The following is a 15859-nucleotide window of genomic DNA, read 5'->3' as shown; positions in this document are numbered from 1 at the left end:
CGTGGCCGGCGGGGCCGGCCACCAGGTGGGTCAGCCGGGCCCGGGTGTGCCGGCGGGCGGGCCCGGCGAGGTCGGGCCCGGCGCGGCCGCGGCCGGCGCCGTCGGGCGGCGGCGTCGCAGCAGGAGTACGCCCACCGCGGCGAGCACGAGCAGCAGGAGCAGACCGCCGCCAGCGACCAGCAGCCAGGGGAACCCGCCCTCGTCCTCGCCGGCGACCGGTGAGGCGGAGGGGCGGGGTGGCGCCTCGGCGACGGCCCGCAGCTCGGTCGGCTTGTCCTGGTTGGGATCCACCTTCCAGCTGACCGACCGGCCGTTGACCGTGCCATTGGTGTCGATCACCCGGCCGGGGAATGTCACCGAGATTTCGAACGACATCAGCTTGAGGAATGCCTGCTGCTGCTGCGGATTCTGTTCCGCTATCTTTCCGCCGTATTTCTTTGGGTCGAGCGGCAACGTGAAGCGGTAGAAATCGCCGTCTCGGACCAGTTTGACGCTCGCGCTGTCGAAGCCCTTCAGCGGCGCCTTGCGGTAACTGATCTGGGAGCCGAAGAGTTTGGCGTCCTCGTAGACGGTCTCCTCGCCGGGCGGCAGCGCGGGGATGTTCTGGCGCAGCTCCGCGAAGGCGGCCGGAACGTTCTTGTTCCGCGCGCTCAGCAGGCTCTTCTGGGCGGTCAGCAGGAGCTGCCCGTCGACCGTGTCGTCGGCGTTGACGGTGAGCCCCATGTTGAGTTGCATGCAGCCGCTCAACGCGGCGAGAAGGAGGAGACACACCGCGGCGCGGAGTGTCTTACCGCGGTTGACTCTCCTGTTCATGCGCTCAGTGTGTGTGATCGCTTTCACAGCTAGCAGTCAGCGATCAGTCACAACGCAGTCGCCGATCTTACCGGCGCACTGTCATGTTCGGCCGAGGGTGGAATTCGGGTTGGCTGGATATTCTGGGGGGTTGTGCCGCAGGTCAGAAGCGTGGTCGAAATGACCCGCCCCCCGTACGGCCGCATCCCGATCTTCGTACCGCGCGACGAGGTGCTCGACGGTCGTCGCCAGCACGACCTCCGCCGGCTGCACGAGCCCCAGGCTCAGCCGGCGGGCTGCTCAACGGCGCCGAACCGGTGCTGACTCGGGCTGATGCCGCGGACCCGACGGAACGCGGTGCTCAGCGCGTACGGGCTGGCGTAGCCGACCCGCCGGGCCACCGCGCCCAGCGTGGCGTCCGGCTCGCGCAGCAGGTCGGCGGCGAGCGCCAGCCGCCATCCGGTCAGGTACGCCATCGGTGGCTCGCCGACCAGCTCGGTGAAGCGACGGGCCAGCACTGCCCGGGAGACGCCCACCTCGGAGGCGAGCACGGCCACCGTCCACGGTCGGGACGGGTCGTTCTGCACCAGCCGTAGGGCCGGGCCGACCACCGGATCGCCGGCCGCCCGGTACCAGCCCGGCGCTGCGTCCGAACGGTTGAACCAGGTCCGCAGCGCGCCGATCAGCAGCAGGTCCAGGAGGCGGTCCAGCACCGCCGCCTGGCCGGGCGCGTCCCGGGTCACCTCCTGGGCGAGCAGCGAAACCAGAGGGCTGCGCCACTCGTCGGCGGGCACCACCAACAGTGCTGGCAGCGCGCTGAGCAGCCGCCGGCTCACCTCGCCGGGCAGTTGGTAGGTGCCGGTCAGCAGCACCGTCGACCCGTGCGGACCGGTGCCCCAGGTGCGTACCCCCAGCGCCATCGACTCGGCCAGCGGCGCACCGCGCAGGGTGGTGCAGCGTTGACCCGGATGAATGATCACCTGCGGTGGGGTGGCCGGGTCGTCCGCGACGAGGTAACCGTCCGGGCCGCGCAGCACCGCCACGTCGCCGGGGCGCAGTGACGCGGGAGCGGCGTCGTCCGGCACCAGCCAGGCGGTGCCACGGACCAGGGCCACCACGGTCAGCGGCGCCCGGTCCTCGATCCGCAGCGCGTACGGCGGGTCCAGCACCGAGCGGAGTAGGAACGCGCCCCGGGCTCGGGGACCGTCGAGCAGCCCGGTGAGGGGGTCCATCGCGCGATGGTAGACGATCGCGAGGGGCGCTGACGGTGCCGCGAGCTGCGGACACTGTCGACCGGCTGGACGGTGCGGCGCGGCGTACGGGGGGTGGGTGATGGCGCGGCTCAACGGCCTGCGGGTGGCCGGGGGACGGTTGCGGCACGGCTGGCGGCCGGTGCTGGAGGCGACCGTCGCGGCGACCGTGGCGTGGCTGCTGGCCACCCGGCTGCTCGGGCATCCGCAGCCGTTCTTCGCCCCGGCCGCCGCGCTGATCGTTCTCGGTCAGGCCCGGGGGCAGCGGATCCGCCGGGCCGTCGAGGTGATCCTCGGGGTCGCCGCCGGGGTGCTGGTCGCCGACCTGGTGGTACAGGCGCTCGGCCCGGGCAGCACGTGGACCGTGTTCACCGTCATCCTGCTCACCGTCCTGCTCGCGGTGGCGTTCGGTGCGACCGGGGTGACACTGGTGCAGGCTGCGGTCTCCGCGCTCTACCTGGTGGTCGTCGCGCCCCCGGACGGGTCGCTGGTGCCGTTCCGCTTCATCGACGCGCTGATCGGCGGCCTGGTCGCGCTCGCGGTCAGCCTGCTGGTCGATGCCCGGCACCCGCTGGCGCCGCTGGCCACCGAGGTGCGGCGTACCTCCGACGAGCTGGCCGAGCTGCTCGGCGCGATCGCCGAAGCGTTGAGCCGTCGGGACGAACCCGCGGTGGCCGCGGCGCTGGGTCAGGCACGCGCAATGGACGCCCAGATCGACAGGCTGCGCGACGGGGTGCTCGCCGCCGGCGAGGCGCTGCGGCTGCACGTGCGCCGACGCCGACACATCGGCCGGCTGCGGTCGGTGGACGAGTCGATCCGGCAGATCGACTACGCGGTACGCAACGTCCGGGTGCTCGCCCGCGCCGGGGTGAGCCTCAACCGGCTGCACACCACGGTGCCGCCCGAGCTGGGTGCCGCGCTGCGATCCCTGGCCGAGGCCGTCCGGGAGGCCGGCGCGGCGCTCGCCGCAGACCTGGACGGGCAGGACGAGACCGCCGAACGGCACGCCGCTCGTGCGGAGACGGCCGCGCTGGCCGCCGTACACACCGCCGGACAGCTCTTCTCGTCCACCCAGACCCTCCCGCTCGCCATGATCATCGGGCAGGTCCGGGCCACGGCGATCGACCTGCTGCGCGGCGTCAACCCCGACGACGACGCCGTCCTCACCCGCGTGGACGAAGCCCTGGGCGTCCTCCCCCCACCCTGACCACCCGGACCCGCCCCGATCATGGACTTGTGGTGCCCGGCAGAAACGGCGCAGCAGGCCGGACCGCCCAGCACAACGCCATGATCGACAAGGTTGTCAGGGTGGGGTGGTCAGCCAGCGGGCTGCTTTGTCGCGGATTGGGGTGGGGAGTTCGTGGGTGCCGGGGAACTCTTCGTAGGTCACGTCGTAGGCGAGGCTGCGCAGGTGGGGGACCAGCCGGCGGCTGCACACGTCGATGGGCAGGACCGGGTCGTCGATCCCGTGCGAGATGAAGATCCGCGGCTGGCCGTTGGTGACCGGCGGTGCGGCGAAGCCGGGGGAGAAGGCCACCACCCGGTCGACCAGGTCGCCGTTGGCCAGGCCCAGCGAGAGGGCGTACGAGGCGCCGTCGGAGAAGCCGCCGAACGTCACGTCGCGTACCGGATAGCCGTCGAAGACGGTGGACAGCAGCCCGTCGATGCGCCGCACGTCGACCCCGAAGCCTCCGGCGATCAGGTCCCAACTGCTCGCCGCGGCCTGCGGGGCGAGCAGCAGCAGGTGGTGCGCGTCCGCGACCGGTGACAGCAGGTCCAGCCCCTGCCGCGCGTTGCCGCCCGCCCCGTGCAGCAGAACCACCAACCGGTACGCGTCGTCGTCGGCGGTCGGCTCCGGGGCGTACGCCATCGCCATTGGCGTACCGCCGGTGCCGGTCAGCGGCACCAGCCCGGCGGGCGCCGGCCGCACCGGCGGATGGCGACGGGCGGTCAACCGGCCGGGGCGAGGCTCCTGGGTGGGCCCTGGGTACGGCGGCGCGGGGTCGGACACGGGCACCGCTCCTCGCTGTCGGCGACGTGTGCGCCCGCGGTTACCCGGCCCGCCCGGGGTTAACCGCCGCCGGCCCGCGCCCGGGTCAGGCGCTGTCCCGCACGACCAGGGCGGACGGGAAGAGTGTCTCCGGCGCGGCCGGGCGGCCGTCCAGCACGGCGGTGGCCGCGGCGACGGCGATCCGACCCACCGGGTGACTCGCGGTGGTCAGCGCCGGGGCGGTCATCGCCGCGAGCGGGATGTCGTCGAAGCCGGCCACCGCGACGTCACCGGGTACCCGTACGCCCCTGTCGCGCAGCGACGCGATCACCCCGAGCGCGGTCTCGTCGCTGATCGCGTAGACGGCGTCGAGGTCCGGCCAGCGCCGCAACGCCTCGCCGGCCGCCGCTCGGCCCCGCGCCGCGGTGAAGTCCCCCGGCAGCACCCGTTCCGGCAGACCGGCCTGGCGCATCAGCTGGCGGTACGCCTGCACCGGGCGCTGCGAGCACGGCAACCACTCGGGCCCGGTCACCATGGCGATCCGGCGGCGACCCGTGGCGTACAGGTGACGCAACACCTCGCCGGCGCCACTGAGATTGTCCACGTCGAAGGAGGGCACGTCGGCAGAGCCGATGCCGATCGAGACCACCCGACCGCGCAGTGACCGTGGTACGGCGTCCAACAGCTCCGCGGTGGTGTTGACCAGCACCACGCCGCACACGCTGCGGTCCCGGGCGAGTTGGCCCAGGCTGCCCGGCTCGCCCAGCGGCAACCAGTGCAGCGCCACCCCGACACCGGCCGGCGTGCAGACCCGAGCCGCCGAGCCGACCACCCGGTGCACGTACGGGTCGTCCAGCACCGCCGCGCTGGTCCCGGCGACCGCGACCACCAGTCGTACGCCGTCGCCGCGGACCAGCGCCCGGGCCGCGGGGTTGGGCACGTAGCCGAGGTGGTCGACGGCGGCCGCGACCCGCTCCCGGGCGGCCGGCGAGGCGAACCCCGTCCCGGCGACCACCCTTGACGCGGTGGACCGGGACACCCCGGCGATCCGCGCGACGTCCTCCAGAGTGGCCGGCCGGTGTGCCGCTGCGGTCATCGTCCCCTCCTTCGGCTGACCGTCCGAGCGGACGAAGCCTCTGTTCGGAATCATGCCCCCGCCGAACCGTCGTCGGTAAGGGGCGGTAGTCGGTTGTGGTGGTAGCGCTCTCAGGTGTGCGATCGTGCCAGGAGATCACCCCCCGGAAAGAGGACCACCCGCTGTGAGCGCCGCCGCCAGTCCACCCGTACCCCCGATCACCGCCCCGGTTCCCGCGCCGGCCGTGCGGGCCGCGCGCAACGGCGTGGCCGTCGTCTTCACCCTCAACGGGCTGGCCGTCGGCAGCTGGTTCTCCCGGGTGCCGGCCGTCCGAGAGGGGTTGGACCTCTCCGCCGGCAGGCTCGGGCTGGTGCTGCTGGCGATGAGCGTCGGCGCGCTGCTCGCCATGCCCACCTCCGGTCTGCTCGCCCAGCGCCTCGGTGCGGCCCGTACCGTGAAACTGGCCACCGCGCTGCTCGCGGTCGGCCTGACCGTGGCCGGTCTCGGTGCCTCGGTGGCCGGTTCGATCGTCGTCGTCGCGGTGGGACTGGTCGCCTTCGGGTACGGCTCCGGCGCCTGTGACGTCTCCATGAACGTCGAAGGCGCGGCGGTGGAGCGGCGACTGGGGCGTACCGTCATGCCCCGCTTCCACGCGGCCTGGAGCCTCGGTTCGGTGGCTGGCGCGGGGCTCGGCGCCGGGGCGGCCCGCTTCGACGTGTCGGTCGGCGCGCACCTCGTCGTGGTGGCGGTGGTGGTGCTGACCGGCACCGTGCTCGGCTCCCGGGCGTTCCTGCCCCAGCCGACCCCCGACGCGGCCGAGCGGCCGGAGGACGCCAGCCCGGCCGCCGGTCGTCGGGCGCAGCTCGCCGCGTGGCGGGAGCCACGGACCCTGCTGATCGGCCTGTTCGTGCTGGTGGCAGCGTTCACCGAGGGCAGTGCCAACGACTGGCTGGCGGTCGCCTTCGTGGACGGCCGCCACCTGAGCGAGGCGGCCGGCGCGGCGGTCTTCGGTGTCTTCGTCGTCGGCATGACCGTCGGGCGCACCGCGGGCACGATCGCGCTGGACCGATGGGGTCGGGTGGCGGTGCTCTCCGGCACCATCGGCCTCGCCGTGCTCGGCGCGGGCCTGGCCGTGCTGGCCGGCTCGGGACCGGTGGCCATCATCGGCGTCGCGCTCTGGGGGCTCGGCGCGTCGCTGGGCTTCCCGGTCGGCATGAGTGCCGCGGCCGACGAGGAGGCGCACGCGGCGGTCCGGGTCAGCGTGGTCGCGGTGATCGGCTACACCGCGTTCCTGGGTGGGCCGCCGCTGCTGGGCATGCTCGGCGACCGGGTGGGCACCCTCCACGCTCTGCTGGTGGTGCCGCTGCTCCTGCTGCCGACACTGGCCCTGGTGCCGGTGCTACGCCAACCCCACAACCCCTAACCGTCCCTGGTGCCTCGGCCTCAGTCAGTCGCGGAGCCAGACGCGGAGGGGTCCGGCTGGGGTGAAGCCGGCTTCGCGGGCAGGGGGTAGGTCTGGTTCGGACTCGTAACCGACCAGGGGTGTCTGGGGCAGGGTGGCGAGGACGCCTCGCCAGATGTCACCGGGGTCGGCGGTGCGGGCGAAGAGGTTGGAGACTCCGCAGGGGCCGTCGCCGCTGACCACCGCACCGCCGGTCACCGCGCCCTGGTCGTCGTAGCGGGCCAGCACCCGTACCCGTGCATCGGTCAGCAGTGCCGGGCGGAACAGGTCCCCGCCGCCGTGTGCCGCCGCCCAGGCGGCCAGTGCCGCGGGCGTGGTGACCGGGCTCAGCGGCGTACCCGACGGCGGATCGGTCGGCGCACGGTAGATCCACTCCGCGTCGAAGAGCACCCGGAATCCATGATCGGCGAGGTCGAGATCGGCGAAGCTGTCCTTCACCGACGCCCCGGGCCCCGCGTCGATCCGCCTCAGCAGGGCGGCGACGTCGACACCGGGACGCAGGGTGACCGCATCCGGGTACCACATCGGTGAACGCCGCGGGACGCTCCAGGCGTCAGCGTCGGTCAGCCCCTGTAGGCCGTGGCTCTCGCAGACGATCCCGCACCACACGGCGTTGTCCCGAGCCGCCACCGCCTGGAGATCCACCACCCGCCAACCCTAACCAGGCCTCGGCCCGGTGGCCCCAGCCCTGCCCTCGGCCCGCCCCCGGCCGCGCCGGGCTGGGCCGGGGGGCGGGGCTGGGCTGGCCGGGGTCAGCGGGTTTGCAGGCGGGGTGCAGGGGGTTGTCAGGTTGGGGTGGTGCACTGGTGGGGGTGTTGAGGAGTGGGGGTTCGACATGAGCTGGTTCAATCGGCGGGCGCGGGGCGCTGAGGTGACCCCGACGAAGCTGGACCGGGAGGCGACCCGGGACGACCTGGCCGCACTGGAGGCGTTCATCGCGAGCCGCCAGGGTGTGGAGTTCTACCTGGAGCCGGAGACCACCGCCACGGACACGACGGTGGTGGCGATCGCCCACGACGGCGAATGGATCCGTCGCCGTACCGGCACGCCACGCGCGGCGGGCACCATCGCTCGTAAGCACGCCGTGCCGCTGTACGAGGCGGGCCGCACCGGCTACCCCGAGCGGATGCGGGTGTGGAGTCGAGCCCACCCGGAGCGCCACGCCCGTTGACCAGCGCGAAGACTCGGCAGCGCAGCATCGAGAGCGCTGCGTCGGTCCGGATGTCGCGGGATTGGCGCGAGCGGCCGTGCGTGCGCCTGCGGTGACGTCCGCACCTGCCGGAGACCGTACGCATCGGCGGCTGCCGGCGGCTATTGCGTCTGTGGCAGACGGCGTGCGCCGGGGCCCTCGCGACCGAGCACATCGCGTGGGTTTGTCAGATGGCAGGCCCGCAGCGACAGACAACCGCATCCGATGCATTCGGTCAGGTCGTTCTGGAGCGCCTGCAACTGCGCGATGCGCGCGTCGAGTTCGGTGTGCCAGGCTGCGGATAGCCGGGCCCAGTCTTCCCGGGTCGGGGTGCGTTCGTTGGGTAGCTGGTCCAGGGCTTCCCGGATCGCCGTTAGCGAGATACCCACGTGCTGGGATGCCCGGATGAAGGCGACCCGGCGCAGCGTGTCGCGACTGTACCGACGTTGGTTGCTGGCCGTCCGGGTGCTCTGGATGAGGCCCTTGCGTTCGTAGAAGTGCAGCGCGGAGATGGCGACGCCGCTGCGGTCGGCGACCTGCCCGACGCTGAGTTCGTGGAATGTGGTGCGAGCCCTCGGCATCGGTAGACCCTAGCGCTTGCCCTCAACCAAAGTTGAGGCCAGAGAATCGGCGTCGTCCACAAGCTGCGATCAAGGAGCAACTGCTGTGACCACCGTTCTCGTCATTGGCGCCACCGGAAAGCAGGGCGGCGCTGTCGCCGAACTGTTGCTCAATCACGGTCATGACGTCTCCGCCTACGTGCGGTCGCCGGAGTCGCCGGCCGCCGTGGCACTGTCCGCCGCTGGGGCACGGATCGTCACCGGCGATTTGGCCGACCCGCAGGCGCTCGCCAGTGCCACGAGGGGCGCCGCTGCGATCTTCGGCCTGTCCGTGCCGTTCGGTTCGGGCGGCAAGGAAGGGGAGGTCGCCCAGGGTCGCCTCCTGGTGGACACCGCGGCTCGGGCCGACGCGCACCTGGTCTACTCCTCGGTGCGCGGTGCCGACCGGATGGTGAGTACTGACATCGACCACGCCGACAGCAAGCAGCTCGTCGAGGCGTACCTGCGGGATCAACAGGTACGCGCCACGGTCCTTGGGCCGGTGTACTTCATGGAGAACGCATTGAACGTCGGGTTCAGCCGCCTCACCGACGGCATTCTGGCCAACCCGCTCACTGCGAGCAAGCCGCTGGACCAGGTCACCGTCCGGGACATTGCCGGGCTCGCCGTGTACGCCATCGAGCATCCGGACCGGTTCATCGGCGAGCGGATCGACGTCGTCTCCGACCGGGTGACCGGCGAAGAGGCGGCCCGGATCCTCGGCGATGTGCTCGGCCGCGAGATCCCGTACCAGCAGCTACCGTTGGACCAGGTCCGTCAGTGGGCCGGCGATGAAATCGCCGACATGTTCCAGCAGTTCGAGGACAACACCGACTTCGTCGACATCGAAACACTGCACGCGAGATACCCGGACGTGGCCTGGCACAGCTACGCGGATTGGGCCCGCACCATCGACTGGGACCACGTTCTAGGAAGCCGGACCCCCGCGCGATGACCACGCGTACTCGATGAAATCGCCTCGGCCGCGGTGCGGGGCCCAAGCGGCGGAGGCGCGATCCTGCCCCTGGTCGCGGCCGAGGCCGACAACCGTGACCGGCTGACCCCGTCGGGTGCCCCTGGCAGGGTCAGCCGGTCAGGGCCCCGGCCAGGGCGTAGCCGACGGTTGCCGCAACGAGCCCGGCGGCCACACTGGCCAGTACGTTGGCCAGCGCGAGGAGACGGTTGCCGGTCCGGGTCAGCCGAAGCGTCTCGTAACTGAAGGTGGAGTAGGTGGTCAATGCTCCGCAGAAGCCGGTGCCGACCAGCGCGCTGGTCGCCGGGCCGGCCGGCAGCGCGACGAGTACGCCGAGCAGCAGCGACCCGACCACATTGACGGTCAGCGTGCCCCAGGGGAACGCCGAGTCGTGCCGGGACTGCACAGCCCGGTCGGTGAGATAGCGCAGCGGGGCGCCGACGGCCGCGCCCAGGGCGATGAGCAGGACGGTCATCGGGTGGCCTGCCGGTCGGCTCGGGCGACACGACCCAGCAGCCGAGCGGTGACGGCGTCACCGACCCCGACCGCGACCAGCGCCCCGAGCACCGTCGCGGCCAGGTACGTCAGCGCAACGGCTGGTGCGCCCGCCACCACGGCCTGCTGCACGTCCACCACATAGGTGGAGAAGGTGGTGAACCCGCCAAGCACGCCGACCCCGAGGAACGGCCGGACCAGCGGGCGCCCGCCGCCAACATGCCCGAGCGCCGCCATCAGTACGCCGATCAGCAGGCAGCCGGTGAGATTGATCCCGAAGGTCGCCCACGGGAAACCGGTCGGCTCGTGTGGGACGGCGTGTTGCAGGCCGGCCCGGGCCAGTGAGCCGAGCACCCCGCCGGCCGCGATCGCGGCGAGCACCGTCGCGGGGCGAGCGGCCAGCTCACCTCGGTCGGCGGGGACGCGCAGATCGACGTCGGGGTCGGTCCGGGGCTCGAATGGTCCTGACAAGGGTCCTCCCCACCAGCACGGGCGCAACTGGCAGGGACCGTTGGCGAGCGGTCTCGCGGTTTTCCCGGTGCGTTCGGGACGGCGGGCCCCACCACCGGGAACCGACCGGCTCCGGCGCCAGCATATCGCTGGAGCGACGGCCGCCAGCGCGGACCGCCGGGCCGACCACCGACGCCGACGGCCGGGCGGCCCGAAGCGGTGGGTGCGACGGCCGGCCGTCGCACCCACCGCGCCCGCTTTGACTGCCGGGGGCTGGTGGGTCAGCGCACCGCCACGACTGCGGCGTCCGCGCCGCCGCGCCACAGGGTGCCGACCTCGGTGAAACCGGCCGTGGTGAGCGCGGCCAGGTGCCAGGAGACCGGCGGGTTCCACTCCGGGCTGTGGCCGGTGGGGTAGATGGCGTGCCGTTGCGTGACCAGTGGGCCGAGCACCGGGTCGGCGCCGGCCCGCTCCCACCACTGCGACCAGGAGACGGCCGCGCCGGCCGCGTACCGGGTGGCGCGGCGGGACTGCGCTCGAGCGATCAGCCGTTTGGTCAGCTCCGCAAGGGTGTCGTCGGGCATGTGGTCGGCGTTGGCGAGGATGCCGCCCGGCCGCAGCACGTCGTGGACCTCGCGGTAGAGCTGCCCGAGCCGCTCGGCGGGCAGCCAGTGCAGTGCGGTGGCGGTGAGCACGGCGTCGTACTCGCGGTGCGGCAGCGCGGACAGCCAGTCGGGGGTGCCGAGGTCCGCGGTGACGATGGTGGCCCGGTCGGTCAGCGAGGCGCCGGCGATGGCCAGCAGAGCCGGGTCGAGGTCGACCAGGGTCACCTCGGCGGTGGGGAAGCGCGCCAGCGCGCGCAGCGAGATGGTGCCGGTGCCGCCGGCCAGGTCGAGCAGTCGTGGGGGTCGGCCGTCGAGGACCGCGTCGACGGCGTCGAGCATCGCGGTGAACCGGTGTTCCCGGTCCGGCAGGTACGCCTCCTGTTGGCGGTCCCAGCTCTCCTGCCACACCGACGGATCCGTGATGTAAGGACTCATGGGAGTCAGGCTAGTTACGGCCCGAGACGCGTGTCCAGACCTTGTTGCACATAATTTGCAATTGCGAGATGATGGCGGAGCGATGATCAAAGACGACGGGTCGGGCGGTACCTTGCGCCCGACCCGTCGTCTGCGCGACGGTCAGGCCGCCGTCCGCACCAGCTCGGCGTCCGCCGTCGCCGGCTCGCTTCGGTGGGCCAGCCGCAGCGCCCCGAGCAGGACGACCAGCCCGGCCAGGGTGATTCCGGCGCCGGCCCAGATCGGCGCGGTGTAGCCGAGCCCGGCGGCGATGGTGACTCCGCCGACCCAGGCGCCCAGCGCGTTGCCGAGGTTGAACGCGGCGATGTTCGCCCCGGAGGCGAGGGTCGGTGCTTCGTGGGCGTACCGCATGATCCGCATCTGCAGCGGCGGCACGGTCGCGAAGCCGAACGCGCCCATCAGCACCAGCGCGACGATGGTGAGCACCGGACTCGTCGCGGTCAGGGCGAAGCCGACGAGCACCACGGTGAGCACCCCCAGGACGGTGACCAGGGTGCGCGACAGGGACACGTCCGCCGCCCGTCCACCGAGCAGGTTCCCGACGAACAACCCCACCCCGAAGAGCACCAGCAACCACGGCACGGTGCTGGTGGCGAAGCCGCTGACCTCGGTGAGCGTGTAGGCGATGTAGGTGAACGCCCCGAACATGCCGCCGAAGCCCAGGATCGTGATCACCAGGGAGAGCCAGACCTGCGGGTGGGTGAAGGCCCGCAGTTCACCGCGCAGCCCACCGGCGGGCCGCTGGGCATCGACGGTGCCGCGACCGGGGACGAGCAGCGCCAGCCCGATCAGCGCGACCACCCCGATGCCGGTGATCGCCCAGAACGTCGACCGCCAGCCGAAGTGCTGGCCGAGGAGAGTGCCGAAGGGTACGCCGAGCACGTTCGCGATGGTCAGCCCCGCGAACATCATGGCGATCGCGCCCGCCCGGCGGGCCGGCGCGACCAGCCCGGCGGCCACCACGGCGCCGATGCCGAAGAACGCGCCGTGGCAGAGCGCGGCGACGATCCGACCGGCCAGCATCACGGCGTAGTCACCGGCGACCGCGGAGAGCAGGTTGCCGATGATGAAGAGCACCATCAGGCCGAGCAGGACCGGCTTGCGCGGCAGCCGGGTGACCGCCGCGGTGAGGGCCACCCCGCCGACGGCCACGCTGAGCGCGTAGCCGGAGATCAACCAGCCGGCCACCGGCTCGGTGACCGCGAAGTCGGTGGCCACCTCGGGCAGCAGGCCCATGATCACGAACTCGGTGAGCCCGATGCCGAAGGCGCCGATGGCCAGGGCGATCAGGCCGGGTGGCAGGGACTTGTGGCGTACGGACGACATGGTCTTCCCATCAGCGAGAGGTCGGATAGCTGGCGCGTGCAACTACACGCGTCAGCAACGAAATAGTTGCACGCGCCGGATACCTGCGCAAGCGTGGTAGCCTGGGGCCGTCCAGATCACATCCCGGGAGGCTGGCATGGGCATCGCCGACGACGCGGTCGAGATCCGTGCCCAGGGTTGGCGCACCCTCGCCGCCCTGCACGGGTTGATCGAGACATCGCTGGAGCGGGCATTGCAGGCCGGCCACGACCTGTCCGTCGTGGAATACACGGTGCTCGACGCGCTCTCCCGCCAGGACGGCTGGCACATGCGGATGAGCCAGCTCGCGCGCGCCGCCGCGCTCTCCGGCAGCGCCACCACCCGCCTGGTGACCCGGCTGGAACAGCGCGGCCTGCTCACCCGGATCCTCTGCGCCGACGACCGGCGCGGCATCTACACCGAGCTGACCCCGGCCGGCTCCGAACTGCTCGCCCAGGCCCGACCCAGCCATGACCGGGTGCTGGCGGACGCGCTGGCCGAGGCGGAGGCCACCCCCGAGCTGGCCCCGCTCGTCGACGCCCTGCACCGGCTGCCGACCGCCCGCTGACCGTCCCGCCCCAGGGACGCGAGCGGCCCGATCCGGGCGTACGGTACCCGGGGCCGCGCCGTGGGCCGTCGCGCGAAGGAGGCAGGCGATGCAGGACCGTACCCCTCGTCCCGAGGAGTTGGAGCCGATCGAGCGCGCCGGCGTCGACGAGCTGCGCGCCCTGCAACTCGAGCGACTGCGCTGGTCGTTGCGGCACGCGTACGACAATGTGCCGCACTACCGGCGGGCGTTCGAGGCGGCGGGCGTGCACCCCGACGACTGCCGGGACCTCGACGACCTGGCCCGCTTCCCGTTCACCGGCAAGGCCGAGCTGCGGGAGAACTACCCGTTCGGCATGTTCGCCGTACCCCGGGAGCGGGTGGCCCGGCTGCACGCCTCGTCGGGCACCACCGGCCGGCCGACCGTGGTCGGCTACACCCGTGACGACCTGCGAACGTGGGCCCGGCTGATGGCCCGGTCGATCCGCGCCTCCGGTGGCCGTCCGGGCGACCGCGTGCACGTCGCGTACGGCTACGGGCTCTTCACCGGCGGCCTCGGCGCGCACTACGGCGCCGAGGAGCTGGGGTGCACGGTCATCCCGGTCTCCGGCGGGATGACCGAGCGTCAGGTGCTGCTGATCCGCGACTTCGAACCCGAGGTCATCATGGTCACGCCGAGCTACATGCTGGCCATCGTGGACGAGATGCAGCGCCAGGGCGTCGACCCACGCGGCACCTCGCTGCGGGTGGGCATCTTCGGCGCGGAGCCGTGGACCGAGGACATGCGCGTCGAGATGGAACGCCGGTTGGACATCCACGCGGTCGACATCTACGGACTGTCCGAGGTGATGGGTCCCGGTGTGGCCACCGAGTGTGTCGAGACCAAGGACGGGCTGCACCTCTGGGAGGACCACTTCTACCCGGAGATCATCGACCCGGTGACCGGCGCGGTGCTGCCCGACGGCGAGCAGGGTGAGCTGGTGCTCACCTCGCTGACCAAGGAGGCGATGCCGGTCGTCCGCTACCGCACCCGGGACCTGACCCGACTGCTGCCCGGCACGGCCCGCCCGATGCGCCGGATCGAGAAGATCACCGGCCGTACGGACGACATGATGATCGTGCGCGGGGTGAACATCTTCCCGACCCAGATCGAGGAGCTGATCCTGCGTACCCCGCAGTTGTCACCGCACTTCCAGTGCGTACTGGACCGTCAGGGTCGGCTGGACACCCTGACCGTACGGGTCGAACGCCGGGCCGGGGTCGCCGTGGACGACGCAGCGCGGGCCGGCGCCACACTGGTCGAGCTGGTCAAGAACACCGTCGGGGTGAGCGTGGCCGTCGATGTGCTGGCCCCGGACTCGGTGGAGCGCTCGATGGGCAAGATGCGCCGGATCGTCGACCAGCGGCAGTCCGGCTGACGCGGCGCGGTGGCGCGTACCGCATAGGATCTGGCCCATGCGTGTCCTGGTGGTGTCCGCGCCGCTGGTCGGCCACGTCTTTCCGCTGGTGCCGCTCGCCGTCGCGTTGCGCGACGCCGGCCACGACGTCCTGGTGGCCACTGGTGGTGGTGGCGTGGCCGCCGCCGAGGCGGGCCTCTCGGTGCACGACGTCGCGCCCGGTTTCGACTTCGGCCGGATCGCGCTGCGGGTCCTGCCCCGCCATCCGCTCATCGCCCGCGCCGAGATGGCCGGCACCGCCGGCACCCGGGGCGCCGGGCTGCTCTTCGGCGCGCTCAACGACCAGCTCACCGACCCGGTGGTCGCGCTGGCCACCCAGTGGCGACCCGACCTGGTGCTGCACGAGCCGTTCGCGGTGGCCGGCGCGGTGGCCGCCGCCCGACTGGGCGTGCCCGCCGTCCGGCAGGAGAACTCGCTGTTCGATGGTCGGGAGCTGGTCCGCGCCACCAGCGCGCGGCTCGGCGTCGCGCTGCGCCGGCACGGCCTGACCGAACTGCCACCCAGCGCCGCCGCCCTGTCCGTCGCGCCATCCAGCGTGACCACACAGGACGGCTGGCCCATGCGGTACGCGTCCTACGTCGGCGGCGGGGAGCTGCCAGCCTGGCTGCGTGAGCCGGGGGAGCGGCCCCGGATCCTGGTCACCCGCAGCACCCTGACCGGCCCCGGCGACCAGGGGCCGATGCCCGCCGTCGCGGCGGCGGCCGTCGAGCGGGACGCCGAGTTCGTGCTGGTCCGGCCGGACCGTCGTACGGCGGCTCGCACGTTGCCCGGCAACGTCCGGGTGGTGGACTGGGTCCCGCTCGACGAGGCGCTACCGGCGAGTGCGGCGTTGGTCCACCACGGCGGCGCGGGCAGCGTCTTCGGCGCTCTCGCCGCCGGCCTGCCGCAGCTGGCCACGGTGGGCCCGGGGGACCGGCGGCACAACGCCGAGCTGGTGGCCCGCCGGGGCGCCGGGCTGGCGTTGCGTCCCCGGGACATCACTCCGCAGACGCTGACCCGGCTGCTCACCGACGACGGCCTACGAACGGCAGCCGAGCAGGTCAGCCGGGAGATCGCGCAGATGCCGGCACCGGCCGAGCTGGTGGCCCGGCTGGAGGCACTGGCCTGACCGTCGTCCCGCGTGGCCCCGCCGTCCGTCCGGCCTGGTCCGGCAGGATG

General features: G+C 72.6%; 17 protein-coding genes. 7 read left to right on the top strand and 10 right to left on the bottom strand.

What is annotated here, in order from left to right; all coding sequences use genetic code 11:
• Nucleotides 1-30: 30 nt before the first annotated feature.
• On the bottom strand, nucleotides 31-813 hold the full coding sequence (locus tag ACFQGL_RS23625; protein WP_377514548.1) for an LppM family (lipo)protein: 783 nt from the start codon (nucleotides 811-813) through the stop codon (nucleotides 31-33).
• Nucleotides 814-1076: 263 nt separating this feature from the next.
• Nucleotides 1077-2024 (bottom strand): AraC family transcriptional regulator, encoded by a 948-nt coding sequence (locus ACFQGL_RS23620; RefSeq protein WP_377514547.1) that lies wholly within the window; start codon nucleotides 2022-2024, stop codon nucleotides 1077-1079.
• Between the two features lie 100 nt (nucleotides 2025-2124).
• On the opposite strand from ACFQGL_RS23620, the gene ACFQGL_RS23615 reads away from it, so the two are divergent.
• Nucleotides 2125-3249, top strand: a complete 1125-nt coding sequence (locus ACFQGL_RS23615) for an FUSC family protein (protein ID WP_377514546.1) — start codon at nucleotides 2125-2127, stop codon at nucleotides 3247-3249.
• 96 nt (nucleotides 3250-3345) lie between these two features.
• Here ACFQGL_RS23615 and ACFQGL_RS23610 read toward each other — a convergent pair whose 3' ends face one another.
• On the bottom strand, nucleotides 3346-4053 hold the full coding sequence (locus tag ACFQGL_RS23610; RefSeq protein ID WP_377514545.1) for an alpha/beta hydrolase: 708 nt from the start codon (nucleotides 4051-4053) through the stop codon (nucleotides 3346-3348).
• Nucleotides 4054-4138: 85 nt separating this feature from the next.
• On the bottom strand, nucleotides 4139-5128 hold the full coding sequence (locus ACFQGL_RS23605; protein WP_377514544.1) for a LacI family DNA-binding transcriptional regulator: 990 nt from the start codon (nucleotides 5126-5128) through the stop codon (nucleotides 4139-4141).
• A gap of 163 nt (nucleotides 5129-5291) precedes the next feature.
• Between ACFQGL_RS23605 and ACFQGL_RS23600 the strand changes: the two genes are divergently transcribed.
• Nucleotides 5292-6530 (top strand): MFS transporter, encoded by a 1239-nt coding sequence (locus tag ACFQGL_RS23600; protein ID WP_377514543.1) that lies wholly within the window; start codon nucleotides 5292-5294, stop codon nucleotides 6528-6530.
• A gap of 24 nt (nucleotides 6531-6554) precedes the next feature.
• On the opposite strand, the gene ACFQGL_RS23595 is transcribed toward ACFQGL_RS23600, so the two are convergent.
• Entirely contained in the window at nucleotides 6555-7217 is a 663-nt protein-coding gene (locus tag ACFQGL_RS23595; RefSeq protein ID WP_377514542.1) for a hypothetical protein, read from the bottom strand.
• A 187-nt stretch (nucleotides 7218-7404) separates the two neighbouring features.
• On the opposite strand from ACFQGL_RS23595, the gene ACFQGL_RS23590 reads away from it, so the two are divergent.
• On the top strand, nucleotides 7405-7740 hold the full coding sequence (locus tag ACFQGL_RS23590) for a hypothetical protein (protein WP_377514541.1): 336 nt from the start codon (nucleotides 7405-7407) through the stop codon (nucleotides 7738-7740).
• 140 nt (nucleotides 7741-7880) lie between these two features.
• On the opposite strand, the gene soxR is transcribed toward ACFQGL_RS23590, so the two are convergent.
• A complete protein-coding gene (gene soxR, locus ACFQGL_RS23585; protein WP_377514540.1) occupies nucleotides 7881-8339 on the bottom strand; it encodes a redox-sensitive transcriptional activator SoxR in 459 nt (152 codons plus the stop codon).
• Between the two features lie 85 nt (nucleotides 8340-8424).
• On the opposite strand from soxR, the gene ACFQGL_RS23580 reads away from it, so the two are divergent.
• Nucleotides 8425-9312, top strand: a complete 888-nt coding sequence (locus tag ACFQGL_RS23580) for an NmrA family NAD(P)-binding protein (protein ID WP_377514539.1) — start codon at nucleotides 8425-8427, stop codon at nucleotides 9310-9312.
• A 130-nt stretch (nucleotides 9313-9442) separates the two neighbouring features.
• On the opposite strand, the gene crcB is transcribed toward ACFQGL_RS23580, so the two are convergent.
• The 4 genes from crcB to ACFQGL_RS23560 all read right to left on the bottom strand — a co-directional run bounded on the left by crcB (nucleotide 9443) and on the right by ACFQGL_RS23560 (nucleotide 12680).
• Entirely contained in the window at nucleotides 9443-9805 is a 363-nt protein-coding gene (crcB, locus tag ACFQGL_RS23575) for a fluoride efflux transporter CrcB (protein ID WP_377514538.1), read from the bottom strand.
• Nucleotides 9802-10296, bottom strand: a complete 495-nt coding sequence (locus ACFQGL_RS23570) for a fluoride efflux transporter FluC (protein ID WP_377514537.1) — start codon at nucleotides 10294-10296, stop codon at nucleotides 9802-9804. The genes crcB and ACFQGL_RS23570 overlap by 4 nt, the downstream gene beginning before the upstream one ends.
• 260 nt (nucleotides 10297-10556) lie before the next feature.
• Nucleotides 10557-11315 carry a class I SAM-dependent methyltransferase gene (locus tag ACFQGL_RS23565; RefSeq protein ID WP_377514536.1) on the bottom strand — a complete coding sequence of 253 codons (759 nt, stop codon included), beginning with the start codon at nucleotides 11313-11315 and terminating at the stop codon, nucleotides 10557-10559.
• 141 nt (nucleotides 11316-11456) lie between these two features.
• Nucleotides 11457-12680 (bottom strand): MFS transporter, encoded by a 1224-nt coding sequence (locus ACFQGL_RS23560; protein ID WP_377514535.1) that lies wholly within the window; start codon nucleotides 12678-12680, stop codon nucleotides 11457-11459.
• Nucleotides 12681-12816: 136 nt separating this feature from the next.
• On the opposite strand from ACFQGL_RS23560, the gene ACFQGL_RS23555 reads away from it, so the two are divergent.
• The 3 genes from ACFQGL_RS23555 to ACFQGL_RS23545 all read left to right on the top strand — a co-directional run bounded on the left by ACFQGL_RS23555 (nucleotide 12817) and on the right by ACFQGL_RS23545 (nucleotide 15809).
• Nucleotides 12817-13266, top strand: a complete 450-nt coding sequence (locus ACFQGL_RS23555) for a MarR family winged helix-turn-helix transcriptional regulator (RefSeq protein WP_377514534.1) — start codon at nucleotides 12817-12819, stop codon at nucleotides 13264-13266.
• A gap of 88 nt (nucleotides 13267-13354) precedes the next feature.
• Complete coding sequence (gene paaK / locus ACFQGL_RS23550; protein ID WP_377514532.1) at nucleotides 13355-14662, top strand: phenylacetate--CoA ligase PaaK; 1308 nt, start codon at nucleotides 13355-13357, stop codon at nucleotides 14660-14662.
• Nucleotides 14663-14699: 37 nt separating this feature from the next.
• Nucleotides 14700-15809 carry a nucleotide disphospho-sugar-binding domain-containing protein gene (locus ACFQGL_RS23545; RefSeq protein WP_377514530.1) on the top strand — a complete coding sequence of 370 codons (1110 nt, stop codon included), beginning with the start codon at nucleotides 14700-14702 and terminating at the stop codon, nucleotides 15807-15809.
• The last annotated feature ends 50 nt before the right edge of the window (nucleotides 15810-15859 follow it).

Origin of the sequence: Micromonospora vulcania (assembly GCF_042658605.1) — a bacterium.
Taxonomy (GTDB): Bacteria; Actinomycetota; Actinomycetes; order Mycobacteriales; family Micromonosporaceae; genus Micromonospora; species Micromonospora vulcania.
This window is presented reverse-complemented; position numbering and strand designations above follow the sequence as displayed.

Excerpts from the sequence above, each read along its gene's own strand:
- ACFQGL_RS23625 (WP_377514548.1), bottom strand. The coding sequence starts at position 813 with ATGAACAGGAGAGTCAACCGCGGTAAGACACTCCGCGCCGCGGTGTGT.
- ACFQGL_RS23620 (WP_377514547.1), bottom strand. The coding sequence starts at position 2,024 with ATGGACCCCCTCACCGGGCTGCTCGACGGTCCCCGAGCCCGGGGCGCG.
- ACFQGL_RS23615 (WP_377514546.1), top strand. The coding sequence starts at position 2,125 with ATGGCGCGGCTCAACGGCCTGCGGGTGGCCGGGGGACGGTTGCGGCAC.
- ACFQGL_RS23605 (WP_377514544.1), bottom strand. The coding sequence starts at position 5,128 with ATGACCGCAGCGGCACACCGGCCGGCCACTCTGGAGGACGTCGCGCGG.
- ACFQGL_RS23590 (WP_377514541.1), top strand. The coding sequence starts at position 7,405 with ATGAGCTGGTTCAATCGGCGGGCGCGGGGCGCTGAGGTGACCCCGACG.
- soxR (WP_377514540.1), bottom strand. The coding sequence starts at position 8,339 with ATGCCGAGGGCTCGCACCACATTCCACGAACTCAGCGTCGGGCAGGTC.
- crcB (WP_377514538.1), bottom strand. The coding sequence starts at position 9,805 with ATGACCGTCCTGCTCATCGCCCTGGGCGCGGCCGTCGGCGCCCCGCTG.
- ACFQGL_RS23565 (WP_377514536.1), bottom strand. The coding sequence starts at position 11,315 with ATGAGTCCTTACATCACGGATCCGTCGGTGTGGCAGGAGAGCTGGGAC.
- ACFQGL_RS23560 (WP_377514535.1), bottom strand. The coding sequence starts at position 12,680 with ATGTCGTCCGTACGCCACAAGTCCCTGCCACCCGGCCTGATCGCCCTG.
- ACFQGL_RS23555 (WP_377514534.1), top strand. The coding sequence starts at position 12,817 with ATGGGCATCGCCGACGACGCGGTCGAGATCCGTGCCCAGGGTTGGCGC.
- paaK (WP_377514532.1), top strand. The coding sequence starts at position 13,355 with ATGCAGGACCGTACCCCTCGTCCCGAGGAGTTGGAGCCGATCGAGCGC.
- ACFQGL_RS23545 (WP_377514530.1), top strand. The coding sequence starts at position 14,700 with ATGCGTGTCCTGGTGGTGTCCGCGCCGCTGGTCGGCCACGTCTTTCCG.